The sequence below is a fragment of the Klebsiella sp. K-3 genome (assembly GCF_051207495.1).
Lineage (GTDB): Bacteria > Pseudomonadota > Gammaproteobacteria > Enterobacterales > Enterobacteriaceae > Klebsiella > Klebsiella aerogenes.
On the sequence record NZ_JBPNXF010000011.1, the window covers coordinates 49,728 to 67,704 of the forward strand.

Annotated in this window: 19 protein-coding genes; 6 read left to right on the forward strand and 13 right to left on the reverse strand. The window is 50.0% G+C overall.

The features are described 5' to 3' along the window. The 7 genes from ACSEMK_RS18625 to ACSEMK_RS18655 form a co-directional block, all read right to left on the reverse strand. On the reverse strand, positions 1 to 2,124 hold the full coding sequence (locus ACSEMK_RS18625; RefSeq protein ID WP_316425429.1) for a peptidase domain-containing ABC transporter: 2,124 nt from the start codon (positions 2,122 to 2,124) through the stop codon (positions 1 to 3). Then, positions 2,117 to 3,406: an HlyD family secretion protein gene (locus tag ACSEMK_RS18630; RefSeq protein WP_087859218.1), complete on the reverse strand. Its 1,290-nt coding sequence runs from the start codon at positions 3,404 to 3,406 to the stop codon at positions 2,117 to 2,119. The genes ACSEMK_RS18625 and ACSEMK_RS18630 overlap by 8 nt, the downstream gene beginning before the upstream one ends. Positions 3,407 to 3,477: 71 nt before the next feature. Then, complete coding sequence (locus tag ACSEMK_RS18635) at positions 3,478 to 3,849, reverse strand: hypothetical protein (RefSeq protein ID WP_087859217.1); 372 nt, start codon at positions 3,847 to 3,849, stop codon at positions 3,478 to 3,480. A gap of 132 nt (positions 3,850 to 3,981) precedes the next feature. Beyond that, positions 3,982 to 4,998 carry a fimbrial protein gene (locus ACSEMK_RS18640; RefSeq protein ID WP_113374735.1) on the reverse strand — a complete coding sequence of 339 codons (1,017 nt, stop codon included), beginning with the start codon at positions 4,996 to 4,998 and terminating at the stop codon, positions 3,982 to 3,984. A gap of 23 nt (positions 4,999 to 5,021) precedes the next feature. After that, positions 5,022 to 7,565 (reverse strand): fimbria/pilus outer membrane usher protein, encoded by a 2,544-nt coding sequence (locus ACSEMK_RS18645; RefSeq protein ID WP_430915349.1) that lies wholly within the window; start codon positions 7,563 to 7,565, stop codon positions 5,022 to 5,024. 35 nt (positions 7,566 to 7,600) lie between these two features. Continuing rightward, the gene (locus tag ACSEMK_RS18650) at positions 7,601 to 8,287 is read right to left on the reverse strand and encodes a fimbrial biogenesis chaperone (RefSeq protein WP_113374737.1); all 687 of its coding nucleotides are present in this window, start codon (positions 8,285 to 8,287) and stop codon (positions 7,601 to 7,603) included. A gap of 56 nt (positions 8,288 to 8,343) precedes the next feature. Then, complete coding sequence (locus ACSEMK_RS18655; protein ID WP_113374738.1) at positions 8,344 to 8,907, reverse strand: fimbrial protein; 564 nt, start codon at positions 8,905 to 8,907, stop codon at positions 8,344 to 8,346. A gap of 501 nt (positions 8,908 to 9,408) precedes the next feature. Here ACSEMK_RS18655 and ACSEMK_RS18660 point away from each other — a divergent pair. After that, positions 9,409 to 9,966 (forward strand): winged helix-turn-helix domain-containing protein, encoded by a 558-nt coding sequence (locus ACSEMK_RS18660; protein WP_087859212.1) that lies wholly within the window; start codon positions 9,409 to 9,411, stop codon positions 9,964 to 9,966. 164 nt (positions 9,967 to 10,130) lie between these two features. On the opposite strand, the gene epmB is transcribed toward ACSEMK_RS18660, so the two are convergent. Continuing rightward, positions 10,131 to 11,162, reverse strand: coding sequence for an EF-P beta-lysylation protein EpmB (gene epmB, locus ACSEMK_RS18665; protein WP_430915348.1), 1,032 nt, complete (start codon positions 11,160 to 11,162; stop codon positions 10,131 to 10,133). Positions 11,163 to 11,204: 42 nt separating this feature from the next. Between epmB and efp the strand changes: the two genes are divergently transcribed. The 4 genes from efp to sugE all read left to right on the forward strand — a co-directional run bounded on the left by efp (position 11,205) and on the right by sugE (position 12,721). Continuing rightward, a complete protein-coding gene (gene efp, locus ACSEMK_RS18670) occupies positions 11,205 to 11,771 on the forward strand; it encodes an elongation factor P (RefSeq protein WP_003855940.1) in 567 nt (188 codons plus the stop codon). A gap of 64 nt (positions 11,772 to 11,835) precedes the next feature. Beyond that, positions 11,836 to 11,967, forward strand: coding sequence for an entericidin A/B family lipoprotein (locus ACSEMK_RS18675; protein WP_087859224.1), 132 nt, complete (start codon positions 11,836 to 11,838; stop codon positions 11,965 to 11,967). 151 nt (positions 11,968 to 12,118) lie between these two features. Next, positions 12,119 to 12,265 (forward strand): lipoprotein toxin entericidin B, encoded by a 147-nt coding sequence (ecnB, locus tag ACSEMK_RS18680; protein ID WP_015368653.1) that lies wholly within the window; start codon positions 12,119 to 12,121, stop codon positions 12,263 to 12,265. Between the two features lie 138 nt (positions 12,266 to 12,403). Further along, positions 12,404 to 12,721, forward strand: a complete 318-nt coding sequence (sugE, locus tag ACSEMK_RS18685; RefSeq protein ID WP_015368652.1) for a quaternary ammonium compound efflux SMR transporter SugE — start codon at positions 12,404 to 12,406, stop codon at positions 12,719 to 12,721. Here sugE and ACSEMK_RS18690 read toward each other — a convergent pair. The 5 genes from ACSEMK_RS18690 to frdA form a co-directional block, all read right to left on the reverse strand. After that, positions 12,718 to 13,248, reverse strand: coding sequence for a lipocalin family protein (locus ACSEMK_RS18690; protein WP_047046300.1), 531 nt, complete (start codon positions 13,246 to 13,248; stop codon positions 12,718 to 12,720). The two genes, sugE and ACSEMK_RS18690, sit on opposite strands and share 4 nt — an antisense overlap. A 113-nt stretch (positions 13,249 to 13,361) precedes the next feature. Beyond that, positions 13,362 to 13,721 (reverse strand): fumarate reductase subunit FrdD, encoded by a 360-nt coding sequence (gene frdD, locus ACSEMK_RS18695; protein ID WP_015368650.1) that lies wholly within the window; start codon positions 13,719 to 13,721, stop codon positions 13,362 to 13,364. A 10-nt stretch (positions 13,722 to 13,731) separates the two neighbouring features. Beyond that, positions 13,732 to 14,127, reverse strand: coding sequence for a fumarate reductase subunit FrdC (gene frdC, locus ACSEMK_RS18700; protein ID WP_045362549.1), 396 nt, complete (start codon positions 14,125 to 14,127; stop codon positions 13,732 to 13,734). A 10-nt stretch (positions 14,128 to 14,137) separates the two neighbouring features. Further along, positions 14,138 to 14,872 carry a fumarate reductase iron-sulfur protein gene (frdB, locus tag ACSEMK_RS18705; RefSeq protein ID WP_087859210.1) on the reverse strand — a complete coding sequence of 245 codons (735 nt, stop codon included), beginning with the start codon at positions 14,870 to 14,872 and terminating at the stop codon, positions 14,138 to 14,140. Beyond that, positions 14,865 to 16,655 (reverse strand): fumarate reductase (quinol) flavoprotein subunit, encoded by a 1,791-nt coding sequence (frdA, locus tag ACSEMK_RS18710; protein ID WP_113374740.1) that lies wholly within the window; start codon positions 16,653 to 16,655, stop codon positions 14,865 to 14,867. Before frdA ends, frdB begins: the two co-directional genes overlap by 8 nt. A 277-nt stretch (positions 16,656 to 16,932) precedes the next feature. Between frdA and epmA the strand changes: the two genes are divergently transcribed. Further along, positions 16,933 to 17,910, forward strand: coding sequence for an elongation factor P--(R)-beta-lysine ligase (gene epmA, locus ACSEMK_RS18715; protein WP_015368646.1), 978 nt, complete (start codon positions 16,933 to 16,935; stop codon positions 17,908 to 17,910). Positions 17,911 to 17,977: the final 67 nt, after the last annotated feature.

Consider the following 17,977-nt stretch of genomic DNA (forward strand, 5'->3'; position numbering starts at 1 on the left):
TTACGCTGGCATTGGTATTTTGGACTGCGACAAATCAATAACCCGATCGGCAGAGGCGATAGTTGACGGGCGGTGGGCAACGATGATGCGGGTAATACTGAGCCCTGAAATCGATTGGTTAATGACCGACTCATTTCTTAAATCGAGATGGCTGGTGGCCTCATCCATAAACAGAATGCTCGGCTTACGGTAAAGCGCGCGAGCAATCAAAATACGTTGCTTCTGGCCCCCGGAAATGCCTAAGCCTAACTCACCGATGATGGTTTCATAGCCCATCGGCATTTTCATAATTTCGTCGTGAATGTTGCAGCGTTTAGCGCATTCGACAACAAAATCCACATCGGCGTTGTCTTCAAAGCCGCTGATATTATCGATAAGCGAACCGGAAAAGAGTCTATCCTCCTGCAATACGCAGGCCGTTCCCTGGCGATAGTTATTGAGACCTATCTTCTGGATATCGAGATTATCGGCGAAGACGTCTCCGCTGGTGGGGGAGAGCAGCCCGCACATCACTTTCAATAGCGTGGTCTTACCGACGCCGGACGGCCCGACCAGCGCGACGGATTCCCCCGGCTCAACGGTGATGTTCAGGTTTGAGAAAATCGGCTGTGAAAAGGGATCGTACTGATAGCTGAGATTTTTGACTTCAAGTCTTGCGCCGGCATCTTTTGAGAAGACGTCCCGTGATGGTAATTCTTGCTCGGGTTCGCTGAAGACGATTTCTGAAAGACGCTCGTTATGCAGCGATAGCATGCGCAGCTGCATGGTCAGGTCAACCAGGCTGGATGCGCGCTGGGAGAACTGGCCGCGGTAGGCGTTAAAGGCCATAAACATACCGAGGGTCATTTCATTATCAATAACCATAATGGCGCCCAACCACAGTACCGCCACCTGATCGATAGCGGTAATGAAGGTATTAATACCGCTAAACATCATGTCGAAACGGGTTTGCTTGATCCCCGCATTACAGGCATCGATATTGATATTCAGCCAGTGCTGGGAGCGGCGTTCTTTCAGATTCAGCGCTTTGATGGTCGAAATACCGTACAGCGACTCCATAAAATGCGAACTGGAACGCGCACCTTTGATTACCTGCTCTTCAGCAACGCGGCGATAGAAGCGATAAGTTCCCAGACGCATAATGGCGTAGCATAAGGTAAAGCCAACGACGACCCATGTTAGCCAACCGCCGTACAGCGTGAGCATAATCAGCAGCCCGATTGTCATGATCGAATCGATAATGCCGCTGACGATGCTATTAGTGAACGTGGAGCGAATGGTGTCCAGCGATGAGAAACGGGACTGAATATCCCCCAGATGGCGCTTTTCAAAAAAAGAGAGCGGCAGGCTGGCCAAATGATCGAAAAGGGTCGTTTTCCACTGAATATTGGTCAGCGTGTTGAGCGTCAGCGAAGTCCATGCGCGCAGCATACTGATAAAGGTGCGGAAGAGGGTAAAGAAAACCAGGCCAATACAGATAACCGAGAGCAGGCTTTGATCGTGGGCCATGATCACGTGGTCAGTGACTAACTGCGTGCCTATCGGCAGCAGTAAGCCGATAGCTTCAACCACCACCGAGAAGGCGAAAATTTTCAGCAGCGCTGATTTTAAGCCAACAATATTGCGCATCAGATCTAACAAACGCAGGCGAGATTTGGCTTTTTCCTGCTGAAAGTTCTGATCGGGCCATAGCTCTAAGGCGATGCCGGTAAAATTATTCGACATTTCCTGAATGCCGATAATGCGTTTACCCAGCGCCGGATCGTGGACGACAAAACTGGACTTTCGCACTTTGGTGAGCACGACGTAGTGGTTCATTCCCCAGTGGATAACGCAGGGTAGCTTTAATTGCCTGATTTCGTCGAGATCGAGCGACAGCGCCCGGCTTTTTAAGCCGGCATGTTCCGCCGTTTTGCTCAATGACATCAGCGTGACCCCCTGAGAAGGGCTACCAAAACGCTGGCGGAAGTTGAAGAGATCGATATCGAGGCCATAATGGCCGCAAATCATTGCCAGGCAGGCAATGCCGCATTCGGCGGCTTCGGATTGTAATATGACCGGCGTCTTTTTCAGTATTGAAAAATTAACTTTCGCCGTAATTTTCTCAAACAGTTCATTAGTCATGAATCGGGCCGCTCACGCTTTGAGTAATCTTATAAACCGGAGTAAACATCCACATATAGAGAGGGCGTTCTTCAAGAAAAACAACGGCTTGTGCTTTAAGACCGTTGGACAGACTCAGCTTTTTCCCGTCATATTCGAACTGTTTATCTTTAATTTTGACGATTGCTTTATACAGCGCCAGTTCTTGTTGCTGATTACCACCATTGTTGACGTTGGTATATTCAGACATCTCTTGTCGTGATGCCGGCATTGAGGATATTGATATGATTTTTCCAGGGAATTGCCCGAATTTGTCTGATGGGAAAGCATCATAGCGAATATTAATGGTATCCCCAGTTTTTAAATAGGGGATAGTATTGTTTGGTAGCCAAAGGATAAGAAAATACTCAACGTTTCCTGTGGGTTTTATCTGTGCCAGGCTGCTGCCGTTATCAACGGTTTGTCCTTGGGTAGCTGAAAGTGACTCAATTCTGCCATCGCTGGTGGATTTAATAATAATGTTACCGTTAGCGTTGGATTCAACGAGTTGATTTTTAAAATCGTTGGATTGGTTGTACTGGCTGGATATTTGGTTATCAAAATCAGCAGCTTTAGTGATTTTATCGCTATTAAGCTGGGTGATTTGTGATTCCAGTTGCATCTTCTGGCTAACCAGAGATTGATACGCGCTTTGCTGTTGAAAGTATAAAGAGTGCTGATAGTTATACTGATCTTTTGTTATCAGGCCATTGCTAAGGTATTTATCGTAGCTGGAAAGGTTATCATGCATTTTTTTCAGACCGACCTGGGTATTGACCAGCATTCGGTTGGTCTCTTTCAGAGAGTCAGTAGTGGTTTTCAACTGCGCATTTAGCGCATTTAATGTCTGACTTTTATTATCTTCCAGCTTTTTGATGATGTCGTCAGAGTTGGCAATTTTTTCATTGATGACTTCTATCTGCGCCGCACTGACATTGCCGCTGGTGGTGCTGCGGGACACATCAATTTCGTAGAGCGGTTGGTTTTTTTTAACGACGTCACCAATTTTCACGAATTGCTTAACGACAAATCCTTGCTGCGGCGCAAAGACGTTAATCGAGTGAGGGAGGGTGATGACTTCGCCCTGAACGTCAACGCGCTGGGTGAACTTACAAAAAATGAGTGCGCAAATAAGCGCAATGAGAAATAGTGCCGATAACAATGCAATCAACCATGCAGGTAAGCCAGCGAGCAATAAGGCTTTACCTTTCCAGTGATTTCTTTTGTATTCGATCGCTTCCTTGCGATAAAGCTTATTATTCATGAATGATGATTCTGATTATAGTAGTCGGGGAAACAAAGGCCAATATGGCCTTTGTTTATGTAAAAAGATATTTACGATGATGGCCAAGGTACAAAGGTACCATCAAGCCCGGCGTCGATAAGTTGACTTAAATAATCAATGCACTTATCCCAGCCTACTGCCACGGCGCCGACAGCACCTGCAATTGCACCGACGGCTGCACCAGCAAATAATCCAACCAGGTTACCCAACAGGCCGAAACCTAAAAGCCCACCATTTGTCCCACCTAATGTTCCTCCAACAGAGGCGCCAATTGCACCGACAATAACGGATCCGAGGATTGCGGAGCCTGCGGCTTCAGCCGCATTACCAAGTAAAGATGTCACGGTAGAAGAAATTGAAGAGAAATCCCATGAATAGCCTCCGGAGATCTCTTCCATCTCAAATACTGTTAATTGCTTCATATTTATTCCTTTAAATTAATATTATTACGGATTGACCTAATTACGGGTCGGGCAGAAATGTAAGCGACGATTGCTTTTTAAGCAATGTAATAGACATGAATTGTTTGTGAATTCATGTCTATTTTCTTAATATTATTGTTCCTGTATAACTACCTCTAACATTGCCTTAACTTTACCGTTAGTAATATCGTCAACACTATTGCTTTGGCGATAGTAGTCAGCGGTAAGGTTGATGACCTGCGAAGTCGCTGCACTGTTGAAGCTATAGCTATCCATATCATAGAAAACTAAAGGCGTCCCAGTTTGTTTGAAAATGATACCGACATTTTTGGCGCCGCTATCATCGGTTATCATATTATCAATGATGCCATCGCCAGATGCGCTGGCGGTGCCTATCGGATTAAACCAGTACATTAACGTATTACCGATTGAACCGGCTGGGCAGTTAATGGTTAATAAGATGTTTTTTTGCTCTGGTGTCACGCCGCCGCGGGAGACCGACATTAGCGTGCTTTTTTTAATCCGACCGAGCGTTATCTGTGAACTGGAGGGCGATATATCACAGGATGTTGCCTGATAGGTAGTATTTTTCAGTTTGATAGTCGTAGTATATAAAAGTCTATCACTGGCGCTTGGGTTGGTTGTAGGGTTGCCGACAGAGAAACTTATTGACGGGTTTGAATCCGACCCTGAAGTATCAATGACCTGTTTTGTTTTGATAAACCACACGGTGACAAACTTATAGTAGTTATCTGAGGTTTTTTCAAACGGTACCAGTACCGAACCCGCAACGGCAGGAACCAGTGCGCCATTTTTACTTTCCAGCAGATCGGATACCTGGAATCCAATACCGTCAATTCCGGTTTCATACACCGGCATTCCATGCATTCCTGTAACGCCGGCGACCTCAGCGGTACTGATAGTCGTAATATACTGATCGTTATCTTTCTGGCTGCATGTGAAGTTTTTATAGTTACCAGTGCCGTATTTAGTCGAATATAATATGCTGCCCACTGGAATTGAGTCGTCTGTCGGTATTTTTGCTCTAATAGTAAATGCTTGCCGCTGGATGCTACCTGAGTAACTACATTTTGCAGCCGTCTCACCACCGATAACTAAAAGCATTAATAGAATAAATATTCTCTTCATCAATATTTGTCCTTAAATGATGGCTAGCGACACACCGCTTCGACCTGGTTTAAGCCAGCGGTTTTGCCTTCCCGCGGCGGTAACGTGAAGGGGGCATGACACTGCTGGGAACTACTTTTTCCCCACTGAACGTTGAGCGTCCCGGTTGGCTGCAGTCCGGACATATAGACCATCCCGGCATCGCTAACGATACTTGCCTGGCTTTTCGCATCACCAGCCAGTAAGACCATCGCTCCATAGGGAATGTCCTGACCGCTGGCGGTTTTAAGATGAATAAAGGCACGTTGCCCAATCTTGCCGTCGTAGTTGGCCCGCACAATAGCGCCGCGAGTCGGCACCACGGTTTGCGTTGTTTCCGGTAGTTCCATATCATCGCCAAGCGTGGCGGTGTCGAGAGTGATATCGGTGCGACGATAAGGGGTAACGTAAGGCACGATGGCATAGCCGCGATAGTCGGTCGAAATGGTGTTATCGGTCGTCAGTTTGACGTCATCCAGCCCCGGAGCTTTAACCAGTACGGCAGCATCGGTGATGTCCTGACCTAAAGTGATGCCGTCAGCGTGCGCGATAATGCTGCCGTTGGCGCCATAATCAATGCGTTGGCTATCGCGATCGTAGCTGTAACCGGCGTTAACACTCCCCTGAGAACTGTTATAGGTGGCGCGCATGTCGCCGCTGTAATACTCGCGGTTGCTGTATCCTTGCTGAATACTCCAGTCCAGACTATCGTTTTCCAGCCCGACGCCGCCGATAGCAACCGATTGATCCGTTGAGCCTGGGTTGCTATTGGTGAGCTGGTAACTGGTATAGGTGCCAGGAAGCCAGTTGCCGATCGGTAAAGTAACCGTTAGGGTGATACGTTGATCGTCCTGGGCATCTTTATTCGCGCTATTGCTGCTCCAGGTATAGCGGCTATAGCTATAACCCAGGTAGAAGTTCACGTTTTTAAAGCCACCGTTATAGCCAACGCTGATGGATTTATTGGTGCGTTTATCATCCCAATAATCTTCTACCAGACCGCTAATAGAGAGACTACCGAGCCCTTTACCTAAGCTTTGATTAAGCGTCAGGTTGGTACGGTTGCGCAGTGAGCGGGTGGTATAGCTGCCGTCGTTTGAATAACTATCGAACACCTCTGACAGGGTGTTAAAGCCTTTGGTAGAGTATCGGTAACCCGCGATAGTAATGTTAGTACCGGTATCAAGGATGTTTTTGCCGTAGCGGATACGCCAGGACTGACCCGACGTCTTTTCTTGATCCTGGATCTTTGACCAGGCTTGAGTGACGTCTGCTGAAGCCGCGCCAAAATCACCGAGGTTATAGCCTAGACCGGATGATAATGCTTGATAGTGCGAGGCCATTTGCATCCCGCCGTAGGCCGTCAGGCTACTGGATACACCATAGCTTATTGTCGCTTGGGTGAATGGCGTTTCGTCAACTCCGCCATCATAAGGACGATATTTACCAGAGGTGATTTCATACTGTAGCTGGCCTTCGCGCACCATGACCGGCAGCGTAGCGAACGGCACGATGAATTCTTGCTTTGAGCCATCCGATTCTTCTACCGTTACGTACAGATCGCCGCTACCGCCGCTTGGGTACATATCGGTAATTTCAAAGGCGCCGGGGGCGACGTAGGTCTGATATACCTGGTAGCCATTCTGCTTAACAATCACCCTGGCGTTGGTTTTTGCAATCCCTCGGATAATTGGCGCATAGCCGCGAAGGCTCTCCGGCAGCATGGAGGTATCCGTTGCCATTTGAATCCCGGTAAACGGCACGCTATCAAAAATACCGGAGAGCGAGGAGCTTTCACCCATTACCAGATTACTATTAAGAGGGCGAATGCTGCGCTGCATGTACAGGTAAGCTGATTCCCAGTCGCTGGATTCTCCTTTCGTTTTATTCCAGGTGCTCAGATTTCGGATACGCCATGGACCAAGATTTAAACCGGACTGGAGGTTAAGGCTATAGTATTCATCTTCTGATTCGAAATCATTCGAGCCGCTGAACTGGTAATTCATTAACAGCGCGTTAATACCTTCATCAAATTGATCTTCCGGAATAAATCCTTGCACGACGGTGGATAATGCCGCTTGTGGTATGGAGATATTTAACCGTTGTGCAGTAAAATCGAAATCCGCTTTTGTATCCGGTATGACCGTTAGGTTAACGCAGTTATTGGTATCTTCTTTCAGAGCTGGGAAGGATTTCACTCTGACACCATATTCCGCCAGGTCTTTAAGCGTGAAACAGGGGGTTAATTTGATATCATCACTCTTATCAGCACTATGACTATCAATAACAAATTTGATAGTACGGGTATCCAGATATTGGCCGTTGAAAACAATGTCAACCCGATAATCTCCGGGCGCCTGAGCGTTCCTGGCTTCAAAAACAGATAAGTCTGGGGCGTTTGAAGGATCGCTACCATTCAATGAATTGATGAATGAGGGATCGAAGAAATCACGTGCTTGCGCTTTATTATCCAAACCACAAAAAAACGCTGGCAACAACGTGATGCAGAGCGTTGATAGTTTGAATAGCTCTTTATTTTTATTTTGCATAGACACATCCCTATAACGTTAATAAAAATTCCAAATTACAACGGTGATGAATAGAGCGATCCGGCCCCACCATAATCATTAACTATTTTCCATGTCACGCTTGATGCATTGACACTTTCCTTTAACGTGACTTCTTTTGTTTCCATCGGAGGGACGGTGTTTACTTCATTTTTTATTTCGGTGTTACCTATTTTTATTGTGTTGAAGTAATAGAAAAAAGGTGTCGGATTGTTAATGAACAATTTATTGCCTGATTTACGCCATTGGAGTTTTGCCGCTTCTGTATTTGGCTTCATATCAAACAGCGATTTTGGCCGGTATACCAGACGCATACGGTGGCGAACCGCTAGCTGAATCGTATTGTTTTTGGCATTGGTGTCATCAGCTGGCGGGATAGCCATAATATTGAAATAAAATATAGATTCTCGATCTGTTGGCGCAGTAACATTATTGGTTGAAAACAAACGCACGGTATTTTGCTGTTTTGCTTCGAGTCGGAATAGTGGCGGAGTCGCCGTGAAAGAGGGTATTTGCCCTTTTGGGGTCTCAATCCACGACTTAATTAAGTAAGGAATACCGTCTTTGTTCTCAATCTGCGCGGTGATTTCGCGAGCGCCCTCTTTGTAAAGATAGCGAGTTGACTCGATAACGATACCAGCATGTGCAATACCGCTAATCAATAAAAAAAAGGGAATGAAAAGTTTAAATAAGGTGCTTGACATAGCATTTCTCTAAACGGAAAAAGGGCTCGCCAGTTGGCGAGCCCTCTAAAATAGAATTAGATGGTGTAGTCGATAGTAAAGGTTGCAACGCCTTTAACCGGACCTTCGGTTACAGCAGTTGTGGCATTTACTTTCACATAACCAGCGTAGTAGTTCAGGGAAGTGACGGAACCGTCAGTGTAGGTTTCGGACATGGTTTGGGAACCATCGAAGGCTACGCGAGAACCATCGCTGACTTTCGCGATACCGATACCGATACCGGCAGCGCCGTCGTCAGCGGTGTTGTCCAGAATGGTCGCGTTGCTGCTGGTGGTACCAGTAACAGCAACAGTCAGGCCAGTTGCCGGATCTTTGCTGCCTTGGGCGCAATCAGAAACATCAAAACCAAACTTCTGGCTTTTGAAAAGGGTGTTTGCAGCCTGAGCGTTCGCTTCGCTGGTGGTAACAGAAGTCAGACGAACGATGCCGTTGTTCAGAGTACCAGTCGGGGTGACTACGCAAGAAGCGGAGGAGTCATTGACTTCACCCAGAACGGTCACTTCAGCAGTGTTAGCGGCCATTGCCTGAGCACTCAGAACTGCAGATGCAGCAACCATTACAGCTACGATTGTTTTTTTCATTTATTTGTCCATGTATAAATACGTAATCCTTGAAATAGATATCGCTCTAATTGCTAATTATTGGTTGGTCTAATAATTCAATAATTGCCCCAAGAACTACACTATCCCATCTCTGTACTCCTTGTTGTCCCTTACGCTAATAAGCAGGTGTTAGCCTGCATTTAGCTTAAGACGGGAGCACTGAGGAATCTAATTCGCCGTTGGTGAAAATGCATGTGAATTTTAATTGAATAATCTTTTTAATGACTAAAGGAACGATTCACATTTTTATTCGAACTATAAGTGATAGCGTTGATTCGATGAATGTTGTGCGGTATCTCTGGCTTCCATTCAGTTTAAATATCATGTTAGTCTTATCTTTGATGCAAAATCGAGACTCAATGATTGATATATGAAGCCATCTAATAGCAGGCCTGTTCAAGGCTATTCGCGCAACATTAAAGATGGGATTTCATTAATTTCATGTTTATTTCACATAGCTAATGAAAAAGGGAAGACATTATGGCATTTAGTGAATTCATCATTAATGATGAAGTTATTTTTGACGTGAATATGAGTGAGTTGCGAACTGTTAATGAAAATGGCACTACCGTTAACTTAAATGGACCAACGGCGCGTTGTTTATTGTTGCTGATAGAAAGTAATGGCAGGATCATTTCACGTGAGGAATTTCTGGAAACTGTCTGGAAAACAAGGGGGGTAATAGTTGCGCAAAACACGTTTTACCAAAATATCTCATTGCTCAGAAAATCACTGGTAAAGGCCGGACTATCTCAGGATATCATTATTACCGTCAGGCAGCGCGGGTTTATCCTTGCCACGGATGCGGTAATCACTCCAGTTACCACAACGCAAGAGATAATAGCGAGCCCATCAACGAATGTAGATGATTCTGCAAGTGATAGGGAGAGCATAGAGAGCGAAATGTACGAAGTTAAAAATACCGTTAATGCTAATCGAAGCGAAAGTCGCAGAGGAACTACGTTTAAATTACCTAAATGGATCGTGGTGATGTTTATTGTTATGGTCGCAACTAATATACTTTCACTGCTTTTTTAGATGCTCTATTAGCGCATCATTTAATAGATACGCGTATATATAATTATAAATGTTAAGCAAACACCGCTTTCTGGATAACGCTGGTGAAAAATGTTATATCTTTTATTTGCCAGGCGAACATACTTGTCATTTAAGTATCTGCCGGACAGGGCCGGCAGAAAAACTTAGTTTTGTTGCTTTAAACCTAAATCCAGCGGCGTTTTACTCGGTTCGCCGCCGATTTCACGTGCCAACCTTGGCACCATATATCCGGATACCAGCGTTAATAGCTTACGCATGATTGCCCGGGCCTCCTCGTCTTCGACCATGAAGTGGGCTGCGCCCTGGACTTTATCAAGCACGTGCAGGTAGTAGGGCATCACCCCGGCATCGAACAGCGCGTTGCTGAGGTCCGCCAGGGTTTGTGCGTTGTCGTTAACGCCGCGCAGCAGGACGCTTTGGTTGAGCAGCGTCACGCGCGCTTGCCGTAGCAGCGCCATTGCCGCCCGAAATTCCGGGCCGATCTCATTGGCATGATTGATATGGTTAACCAACAGGATCTGCAGCGAGGAGGCGTTAAAGCGAGCCGCCAGCCCTTCGGTGATCCGCGCCGGAATGACAATCGGCAAGCGGCTATGGATGCGTAACCGTTTAATATGCGGGATAGCTTCCAGTTGCGTCAGTAACCAATCCAGTTCGTGGTCTTTGGCCATCAACGGATCGCCGCCGGAAAAAATAATTTCATCAAGCTGCGGATTGGCGGCAATGTACTCGAGCGCTGCCTGCCAGTTGCGTTTATTGCCCTGGTTCTCGGCATAGGGGAAGTGGCGGCGGAAGCAGTAGCGGCAGTTGACTGCACAGCCTCCTTTCACCAGCAATAGCGCCCGGTTGCTATATTTATGCAGCAGGCCTGGTACAACGCTGTGTTGTTCTTCCAGCGGATCGGTGGAAAAACCAGGGGCGGCAACAAACTCTTCTTGTGCGGTAAGCACCTGACGAAGAAGGGGATCGTTTGGGTTGCCCTTTTCCATACGTGCAATAAACGCGCGCGGTACGCGCAGCGCGAAGAGACGCTTCGCATCACGTCCCGCCAATAGGTTTGCATCTGTTTCCAGATCTAAAAGATGCAATAGTTCATCGGGACTGGTCACAACATCGGCAAGTTGCGAGATCCAATCTTCTCTGGATGGGGTATTTAGGGTTACAATATGCGCCATTTTGTGGCTTAGCTACCAAGTTAAACAATTTCAGAGGGCCTTATGGCGACTTACTATAGCAACGATTTTCGTGCTGGTCTTAAAATCATGATGGATGGTGAACCGTATGCGGTTGAAGCCAGTGAATTCGTTAAACCAGGTAAAGGTCAGGCATTCGCACGCGTTAAGCTGCGTCGTCTGCTGACCGGCACCCGTGTAGAAAAAACGTTCAAGTCCACCGACTCTGCAGAAGGCGCGGACGTTGTCGATATGAACCTGACTTACCTGTACAACGATGGTGAGTTCTGGCACTTCATGAACAACGAAACCTTCGAACAGCTGTCCGCTGATGCTAAAGCTATCGGCGACAACGCGAAATGGCTGCTGGATCAGGCTGAGTGCATCGTGACCCTGTGGAACGGTCAGCCTATCGCTGTCACGCCGCCGAACTTCGTTGAACTGGAAATCGTTGAAACCGATCCAGGTCTGAAAGGCGACACCGCAGGTACTGGCGGCAAGCCGGCTACTCTGTCCACTGGCGCTGTGGTTAAAGTTCCGCTGTTCGTTCAGATTGGCGAAGTCATCAAAGTAGATACCCGCTCCGGCGAATACGTATCTCGCGTGAAGTAATTCATGCTGTGAGACGGTGGGCGCAGCCATGCTGCTGCGCCTCCAGTTTCATGTCAGGATTAACATGAACCGGACGCTCAAATTTCTCATTTTGCTGCTGCTCAGCGGCGCGCTGCTTACTGGATGTAATACCGCCCGCGGTTTTGGCGAAGATATCCAGGGGTTAGGGCACGCGATTTCTCACGCCGTCAGCTAGTCTCATTTCATCTGCCTTCCCTGCAATTCATTTTGCGCAGTTCAGTCTGAACCTCTTTTTCTCTTAAAAAACGCGACTATCCCTTCATTCTGAATCAGTTTGGCTATGCTTATAGGGCAAGAAAACAAAAACTGTTTATAAGGATGATATTATGGTGAAAAAAACGATTGCGGCGTTCTTTACTGTTTTGGTCCTTTCCTCCGTGCTCACCGCATGTAACACCACGCGTGGTATCGGTGAAGACATTTCTGACGGCGGCAGCGCTATCTCTGGTGCGGCGACCAAAGCTCAGAATTAAACATTACCGGTACGGCCTCGCGCCGTACCGGTCTTCACATTCACGGCGCCGTTGTTTATAATCCCGGCGTTTTCAACCACCTTGCGGGACGACCCGTGAGCGTATCTCATTCGGGGACGGCCCCATTACTGGAGCCATATGTCCTGGATCATTCTCTTTATCGCCGGTTTGCTGGAAGTCGTGTGGGCCGTCGGCCTCAAATACACCCATGGGTTTAGCCGTCTGCTGCCAAGCGTGATTACCATTGCCGCTATGGTCGTCAGTATGGCGCTGCTATCGTGGGCGATGAAATCACTGCCGGTGGGTACCGCCTATGCGGTGTGGACCGGGATCGGCGCCGTAGGCGCAGCGATAACCGGCATCGTGCTGCTGGGTGAATCCGCAAGCCCGATGCGTATCGCAAGCCTGGCCTGTATTGTCATCGGCATTATCGGGCTGAAAATCAGCGCACATTAATAGCGCTGGTTAACCCAAATCAGTTTGCTCACGTCGAAGCCCTGCCGGGTGGCTATATCCAGCATCTGCTGTTTTACCTGCGGCGAAATCTTCGGCGTACGCGCCAGTAGCCACAGGTAATCGCGATCCGGCCCGCAAACCAGCGCATGGCGGTACTCTTTATCCAGCGCAATCACGTTGTAGCCGCCATAGAAAGGGCCGAAGAACGAGACTTTTAGCGCCGCGCGGTTCGGATCGCCGGTGAACCAGGCCACGCCGTCTGTTTTCTGCCAGATGCCGCGGTCAGGGTTATAACCTTTATTGACCACATCAATGCCGCCATCGCCGCGCAGGCTGTAAGTCGCCGTAACCTTTTCCAGCCCGCTTTCGAAATGATGATCGAAGCGGGCTATTTCATACCAGGTGCCGAGGAAGCGTTGGCTTTCGAATGGGCTGACGACGGTCACGCCAGCGGGAGGAACGGGATTGCTGCACGCAACGCTCAGCAACGACGCGATAACCACGGTTAACACTGGCAGCAGACGCATAGGTACCTTCCTTACCGCTTTTTCTCTAAGTGTAGATAGCGGCAGGAAAATAGTAGGGAGATTTTGTCGATAAGCGAGCCCGGTAACAGATTGCTACCGGGCGAGATGTCGCATCAGATAAATAACACGCCGACCAGGGTAACGACGGTTAAAATCGCCGCCAGGCCATAGAAGACCCATTTGCCGTTCGGTACGTGGATTTTCAGATCATGCATCGCATGGTGGATACGGTGCAGGCCGCACCACAGCGGCAGAACAATCATCAGAAAGATGAAAAGGCGGCCGATGAAGCTATGGGCGAAGGCGTAAACGCGTTCGTAGCTGAAAGCATCGCCAGGGGCGAGTCCCAGCGGCAGCAGAATGCCGACCAGTAGCACCATCACCGGCGCGATAATCGCCCCCCACATGCCGCCTGCGCCAAACAGCCCCCAGAACACCGGTTCATCGGAACGTTTGGGATTGGGATTAATCATATCAGCCTCCTTACCAGAACAACGCGACAAACAGGATCACGATGCTAACCAGCGCCGTTACCGCCCACAGCCCTTTAATCAGCGGCTCAGGCCCCATTTTCTCGCCTTTAATAATGATGTTGGCGGCTTTCGGCGCCAGCTCAAACCAGGTTTTGGTGTGCAGCAGCGCCGCTGCCAGGGTGATCAGGTTGAGGATCACCACAATCGGGTTTTGCAGGAATGCCACATAGCCATCCCAGCTTTCGGCGCCGTGCTTAAGGGCGAACAGGCCGTAAATCAGCACGATGCTGAACCAGACCGTCGGCACCGCCGTCCCTTCACGCAGCATATAGAAGCGATAAAATGGCAGCTTCTTCCACCAGGTGGAGGTCATGGGCCGCACGTAGGGTTTGCGTTTAGTCGTCATAGTGCACTCCTTAGCGTGGTTTCAGGGTGGCGATCAGGAAGTCTTTCGAACTTTCTACCTTGCCCTGCTGAATGGCGGCCGCCGGATCGACATGCTTCGGGCAAACTTCGGAGCAGAAGCCGACAAACGTACAGCTCCACACGCCGTTCTGGCCGTTAAGCTGCGCCATACGTTCCTTTTTGCCGTGGTCGCGGCTGTCTTCGTTGTAGCGATGGGCGAGGGTGATCGCCGCTGGGCCGATGAACTCCGGGTTCAGACCAAATTGCGGACAGGCGGCATAGCACAAACCGCAGTTGATGCAGCCGGAGAACTGATGGTATTTCGCCATCTGCGCGGGAGTCTGCTTATTCGGCCCCTGCTCCGGCGTGCGGTTATTTCCGATGATATACGGCTTAATCGCTTCCAGACTTTCGATAAAGTGGGTCATATCGACCACCAGATCGCGCTCGATCGGGAAGTTGGCCAGCGCTTCTACCTTCAACCCTTTGGTATAGTCGCGCAGGAAGGTTTTACAGGCCAGTTTTGGCACCTTGTTGACCATCATGCCGCAAGAACCGCAGATCGCCATGCGGCACGACCAGCGGTAGCTTAAATCCGGCGCGAGGTTGTCTTTGATATAGCCCAGCGCGTCGAGCAGCGAGGTTTGTTCGTCGTAGGGGACTTCATAGAAAGCGCTGTGTGGCGCGGTATCGACTTCCGGGTTGTAGCGCACCACTTCAATTTTCAGTTTGTTCATCTCAGCCATGGGTCGTCTCCTTCTTCTCAGCGGCTTCCGCTTCGGCGCCATACACGCGTTTAGCCGGCGGCAGAGTGGTGATCTTCACATCGCCATACTCCAGGCGCGTGCTGCCGTCAGCCTCACGGAAGGCGAGCGTATGCTTGAGGAAATTGACGTCGTCGCGTTCAGTGCAGCCTTCATCGAGACGCTGATGGGCGCCGCGAGACTCTTTACGCGCGATAGCGGAGTGCGCCATGCATTCGGCGACGTTGAGACCATGGCCCAGCTCAATGGTGTAGAGCAGGTCGGTATTGAACACGCTGGAGGTGTCGGTGATACGCACGCGCTTAAAGCGCTCCTGCAGCTCGGCCAGCTTATCGATGGTTTTTTGCATCAGCTCCGGCGTGCGATAAATACCACAGCCTTCTTCCATCGACATACCCATTTCGTCGCGGATTTTGGCCCAGTTTTCATTGCCCTGCTGGTTGACGAGGTCTTTCAGACGGTTTTCAACGTCGTTGACCTGCGCATCCAGCGCCGCGTTGTTGGCTTCGCCCGCGGCCATCGCGCGCTGCATGGCTTGCTCACCGGCAAGGCGGCCAAAGACCACCAGCTCGGCAAGCGAGTTGGATCCCAGACGGTTGGCGCCATGGAGACCGACGGAGGAACATTCGCCGACGGCGAACAGGCCCTTGATGCGGGTTTCGCACTGCTGGTCAGTTTCGATGCCTCCCATCGTGTAGTGGGCGGTCGGACGCACCGGAATGGGCTCTTTTACCGGATCGACGCCGACATAGGCTTTCGCCAGTTCGCAGATGAACGGTAGGCGTTCAAGCAGTTTCTTCTCGCCGAGATGGCGCAGGTCGAGATAAACCACGTCGCCGCGCGGCGTCGAAATGGTGTTGCCTTTGCGCCACTCGTGCCAGAAGGCCTGAGAGACTTTATCGCGCGGGCCGAGTTCCATGTATTTGTTTTTCGGCTCGCCGAGCGGCGTTTCTGGCCCCATACCGTAATCCTGCAGGTAGCGGTAGCCGTTTTTATTCACCAGAATACCGCCTTCGCCGCGGCAGCCTTCGGTCATCAGGATCCCCGAACCCGGCAGGCCGGTTGGGTGATACTGGACGAACTCCATGTCGCGCAGCGGGACGCCGTGGCCCAGCGCCATGCCCATGCCATCGCCGGTGACGATGCCGCCGTTGGTGTTATAGCGATAGACGCGGCCAGCGCCGCCGGTAGCCATGACGACCGCATTGGCGCGAATTTGCACCAGCGTGCCTTCCATCATATTCATTGCCACCAGGCCGCGGGCCTGGCCGTCATCGACGAGAATATCCAGCACGAAGTGCTCGTCGAAACGTTGAATTTGCGGGAACTGGAGGGAGGTCTGGAAGAGGGTATGCAGCATATGGAAGCCGGTTTTATCGGCGGCGAACCATGTACGTTCGATTTTCATCCCGCCGAAGCGGCGAACGTTGACGCTGCCGTCCGGGCGGCGGCTCCACGGGCAGCCCCACAGCTCAAGCTGGGTCATTTCCGTGGGGCAGTGGTGTACGAAATAGTCTACGACATCCTGTTCACAGAGCCAGTCGCCGCCGGCGACGGTGTCGTGAAAATGGTATTCAAAGCTATCGTGATCCTGCGCGACCGCCGCAGAACCGCCTTCGGCGGCGACGGTATGGCTACGCATTGGATAGACTTTTGAAATCAGTGCGATTTTGGCTTTTGGATTAGCCTGCGCAGCGGCGATGGCTGCGCGAAGACCTGCTCCGCCTGCGCCAATGACGACAAGATCGGCTTGAAAAGTTTGCACGACATTCCTCCAGTTTTTGTGTATTTCGCCGCCGGGCTGGCGAAAAAGTATCACTGCTCCTTTATAGGTAAATGAGTATAGCCATAGGGATGTTGGGGAAAATTGACGCGTTCGATTTTTTTATCAATCCGTGCGCTGATTTATCAATTTTATTTATGCAATTAAGTTAGCAATAAATTATCAGGATGTAATATCGCCGCCGGATTGCACAAAATTTGTTTCACTCGACGGTTGCGAGTAGACTTCGTGCCCTTGTATGAAATCGGAGAAAAGTACCATGAGCGAGACGGCAACCTGGCAGCCGAGCGCATCCATTCCAAATCTGTTAAAACGTGCGGCTGTAATGGCGGAAATTCGCCGTTTCTTTACCGACCGCGGCGTGCTGGAGGTGGAAACGCCTTGTATGAGTCAGGCAACGGTGACCGATATCCACATGTTCCCGTTTGAAACCCGTTTCGTCGGCCCCGGCCACTCTCAGGGTCTGAATCTGTATCTGATGACCAGCCCGGAATACCACATGAAGCGGCTGCTGGCCGCCGGATGCGGGCCGGTTTTCCAACTGTGCCGTAGCTTTCGCAATGAAGAGATGGGCCGCCACCACAACCCAGAGTTCACCATGCTGGAGTGGTACCGTCCGTGCTACGACATGTATCGTCTGATTAACGAAGTTGACGATTTACTGCAGCAGGTGCTCGAGTGCCAACCCGCGGAAAGCCTCTCTTATCAACAGGCCTTCCAGCGCTATCTGGAGATCGATCCGCTGTCGGCAGACAAAACCCAGCTGCGTGAAGTGGCGGCAAAGCTCGATCTCAGTAATATCGCCGATACGGAAGAAGATCGCGATACGCTGTTGCAGCTGCTGTTCGCCATGGGTGTAGAGCCGCACATCGGTAAAGAACGTCCGACTTTCGTCTATCACTTCCCGGCAAGCCAGGCGTCGCTTGCGCAGATCAGCACCGAAGATCACCGCGTCGCCGAGCGCTTTGAGGTCTACTACAAGGGGATGGAGCTGGCGAACGGCTTCCACGAGCTGACCGACGCACGCGAACAACAGCAGCGTTTTGAGCAGGACAACCGCAAACGTGCGGCCCGCGGCCTGCCGGAGCAGCCCATCGACTATAACCTGCTGGCCGCGCTGGAAGCCGGACTGCCGGATTGTTCCGGCGTCGCGCTGGGGGTAGACCGCCTGGTGATGCTGGCGTTAGGTGTAGAGACCATCGGCGAAGTGATCTCATTCACCGTCGATCGCGCCTGATTAATTACGCTTCCCTTTCATGAGGAGAGGGAAGCCGTTTCCCGCCGTTAGCGTTATCCCCTTCATT

Bases quoted from the DNA above. Each gene is read 5' to 3' on its own strand.
- efp (WP_003855940.1), top strand. From the start codon at position 11,205: ATGGCGACTTACTATAGCAACGATTTTCGTGCTGGTCTTAAAATCATG.
- ACSEMK_RS18625 (WP_316425429.1), bottom strand. From the start codon at position 2,124: ATGACTAATGAACTGTTTGAGAAAATTACGGCGAAAGTTAATTTTTCA.
- sugE (WP_015368652.1), top strand. From the start codon at position 12,404: ATGTCCTGGATCATTCTCTTTATCGCCGGTTTGCTGGAAGTCGTGTGG.
- ACSEMK_RS18630 (WP_087859218.1), bottom strand. From the start codon at position 3,406: ATGAATAATAAGCTTTATCGCAAGGAAGCGATCGAATACAAAAGAAAT.
- ACSEMK_RS18640 (WP_113374735.1), bottom strand. From the start codon at position 4,998: ATGAAGAGAATATTTATTCTATTAATGCTTTTAGTTATCGGTGGTGAG.
- ACSEMK_RS18655 (WP_113374738.1), bottom strand. From the start codon at position 8,907: ATGAAAAAAACAATCGTAGCTGTAATGGTTGCTGCATCTGCAGTTCTG.
- ACSEMK_RS18650 (WP_113374737.1), bottom strand. From the start codon at position 8,287: ATGTCAAGCACCTTATTTAAACTTTTCATTCCCTTTTTTTTATTGATT.
- epmA (WP_015368646.1), top strand. From the start codon at position 16,933: ATGAGCGAGACGGCAACCTGGCAGCCGAGCGCATCCATTCCAAATCTG.
- ACSEMK_RS18675 (WP_087859224.1), top strand. From the start codon at position 11,836: ATGAACCGGACGCTCAAATTTCTCATTTTGCTGCTGCTCAGCGGCGCG.
- ACSEMK_RS18635 (WP_087859217.1), bottom strand. From the start codon at position 3,849: ATGAAGCAATTAACAGTATTTGAGATGGAAGAGATCTCCGGAGGCTAT.
- frdC (WP_045362549.1), bottom strand. From the start codon at position 14,127: ATGACGACTAAACGCAAACCCTACGTGCGGCCCATGACCTCCACCTGG.
- frdB (WP_087859210.1), bottom strand. From the start codon at position 14,872: ATGGCTGAGATGAACAAACTGAAAATTGAAGTGGTGCGCTACAACCCG.
- frdD (WP_015368650.1), bottom strand. From the start codon at position 13,721: ATGATTAATCCCAATCCCAAACGTTCCGATGAACCGGTGTTCTGGGGG.
- ecnB (WP_015368653.1), top strand. From the start codon at position 12,119: ATGGTGAAAAAAACGATTGCGGCGTTCTTTACTGTTTTGGTCCTTTCC.
- ACSEMK_RS18660 (WP_087859212.1), top strand. From the start codon at position 9,409: ATGGCATTTAGTGAATTCATCATTAATGATGAAGTTATTTTTGACGTG.
- ACSEMK_RS18690 (WP_047046300.1), bottom strand. From the start codon at position 13,248: ATGCGTCTGCTGCCAGTGTTAACCGTGGTTATCGCGTCGTTGCTGAGC.
- ACSEMK_RS18645 (WP_430915349.1), bottom strand. From the start codon at position 7,565: ATGCAAAATAAAAATAAAGAGCTATTCAAACTATCAACGCTCTGCATC.
- epmB (WP_430915348.1), bottom strand. From the start codon at position 11,162: ATGGCGCATATTGTAACCCTAAATACCCCATCCAGAGAAGATTGGATC.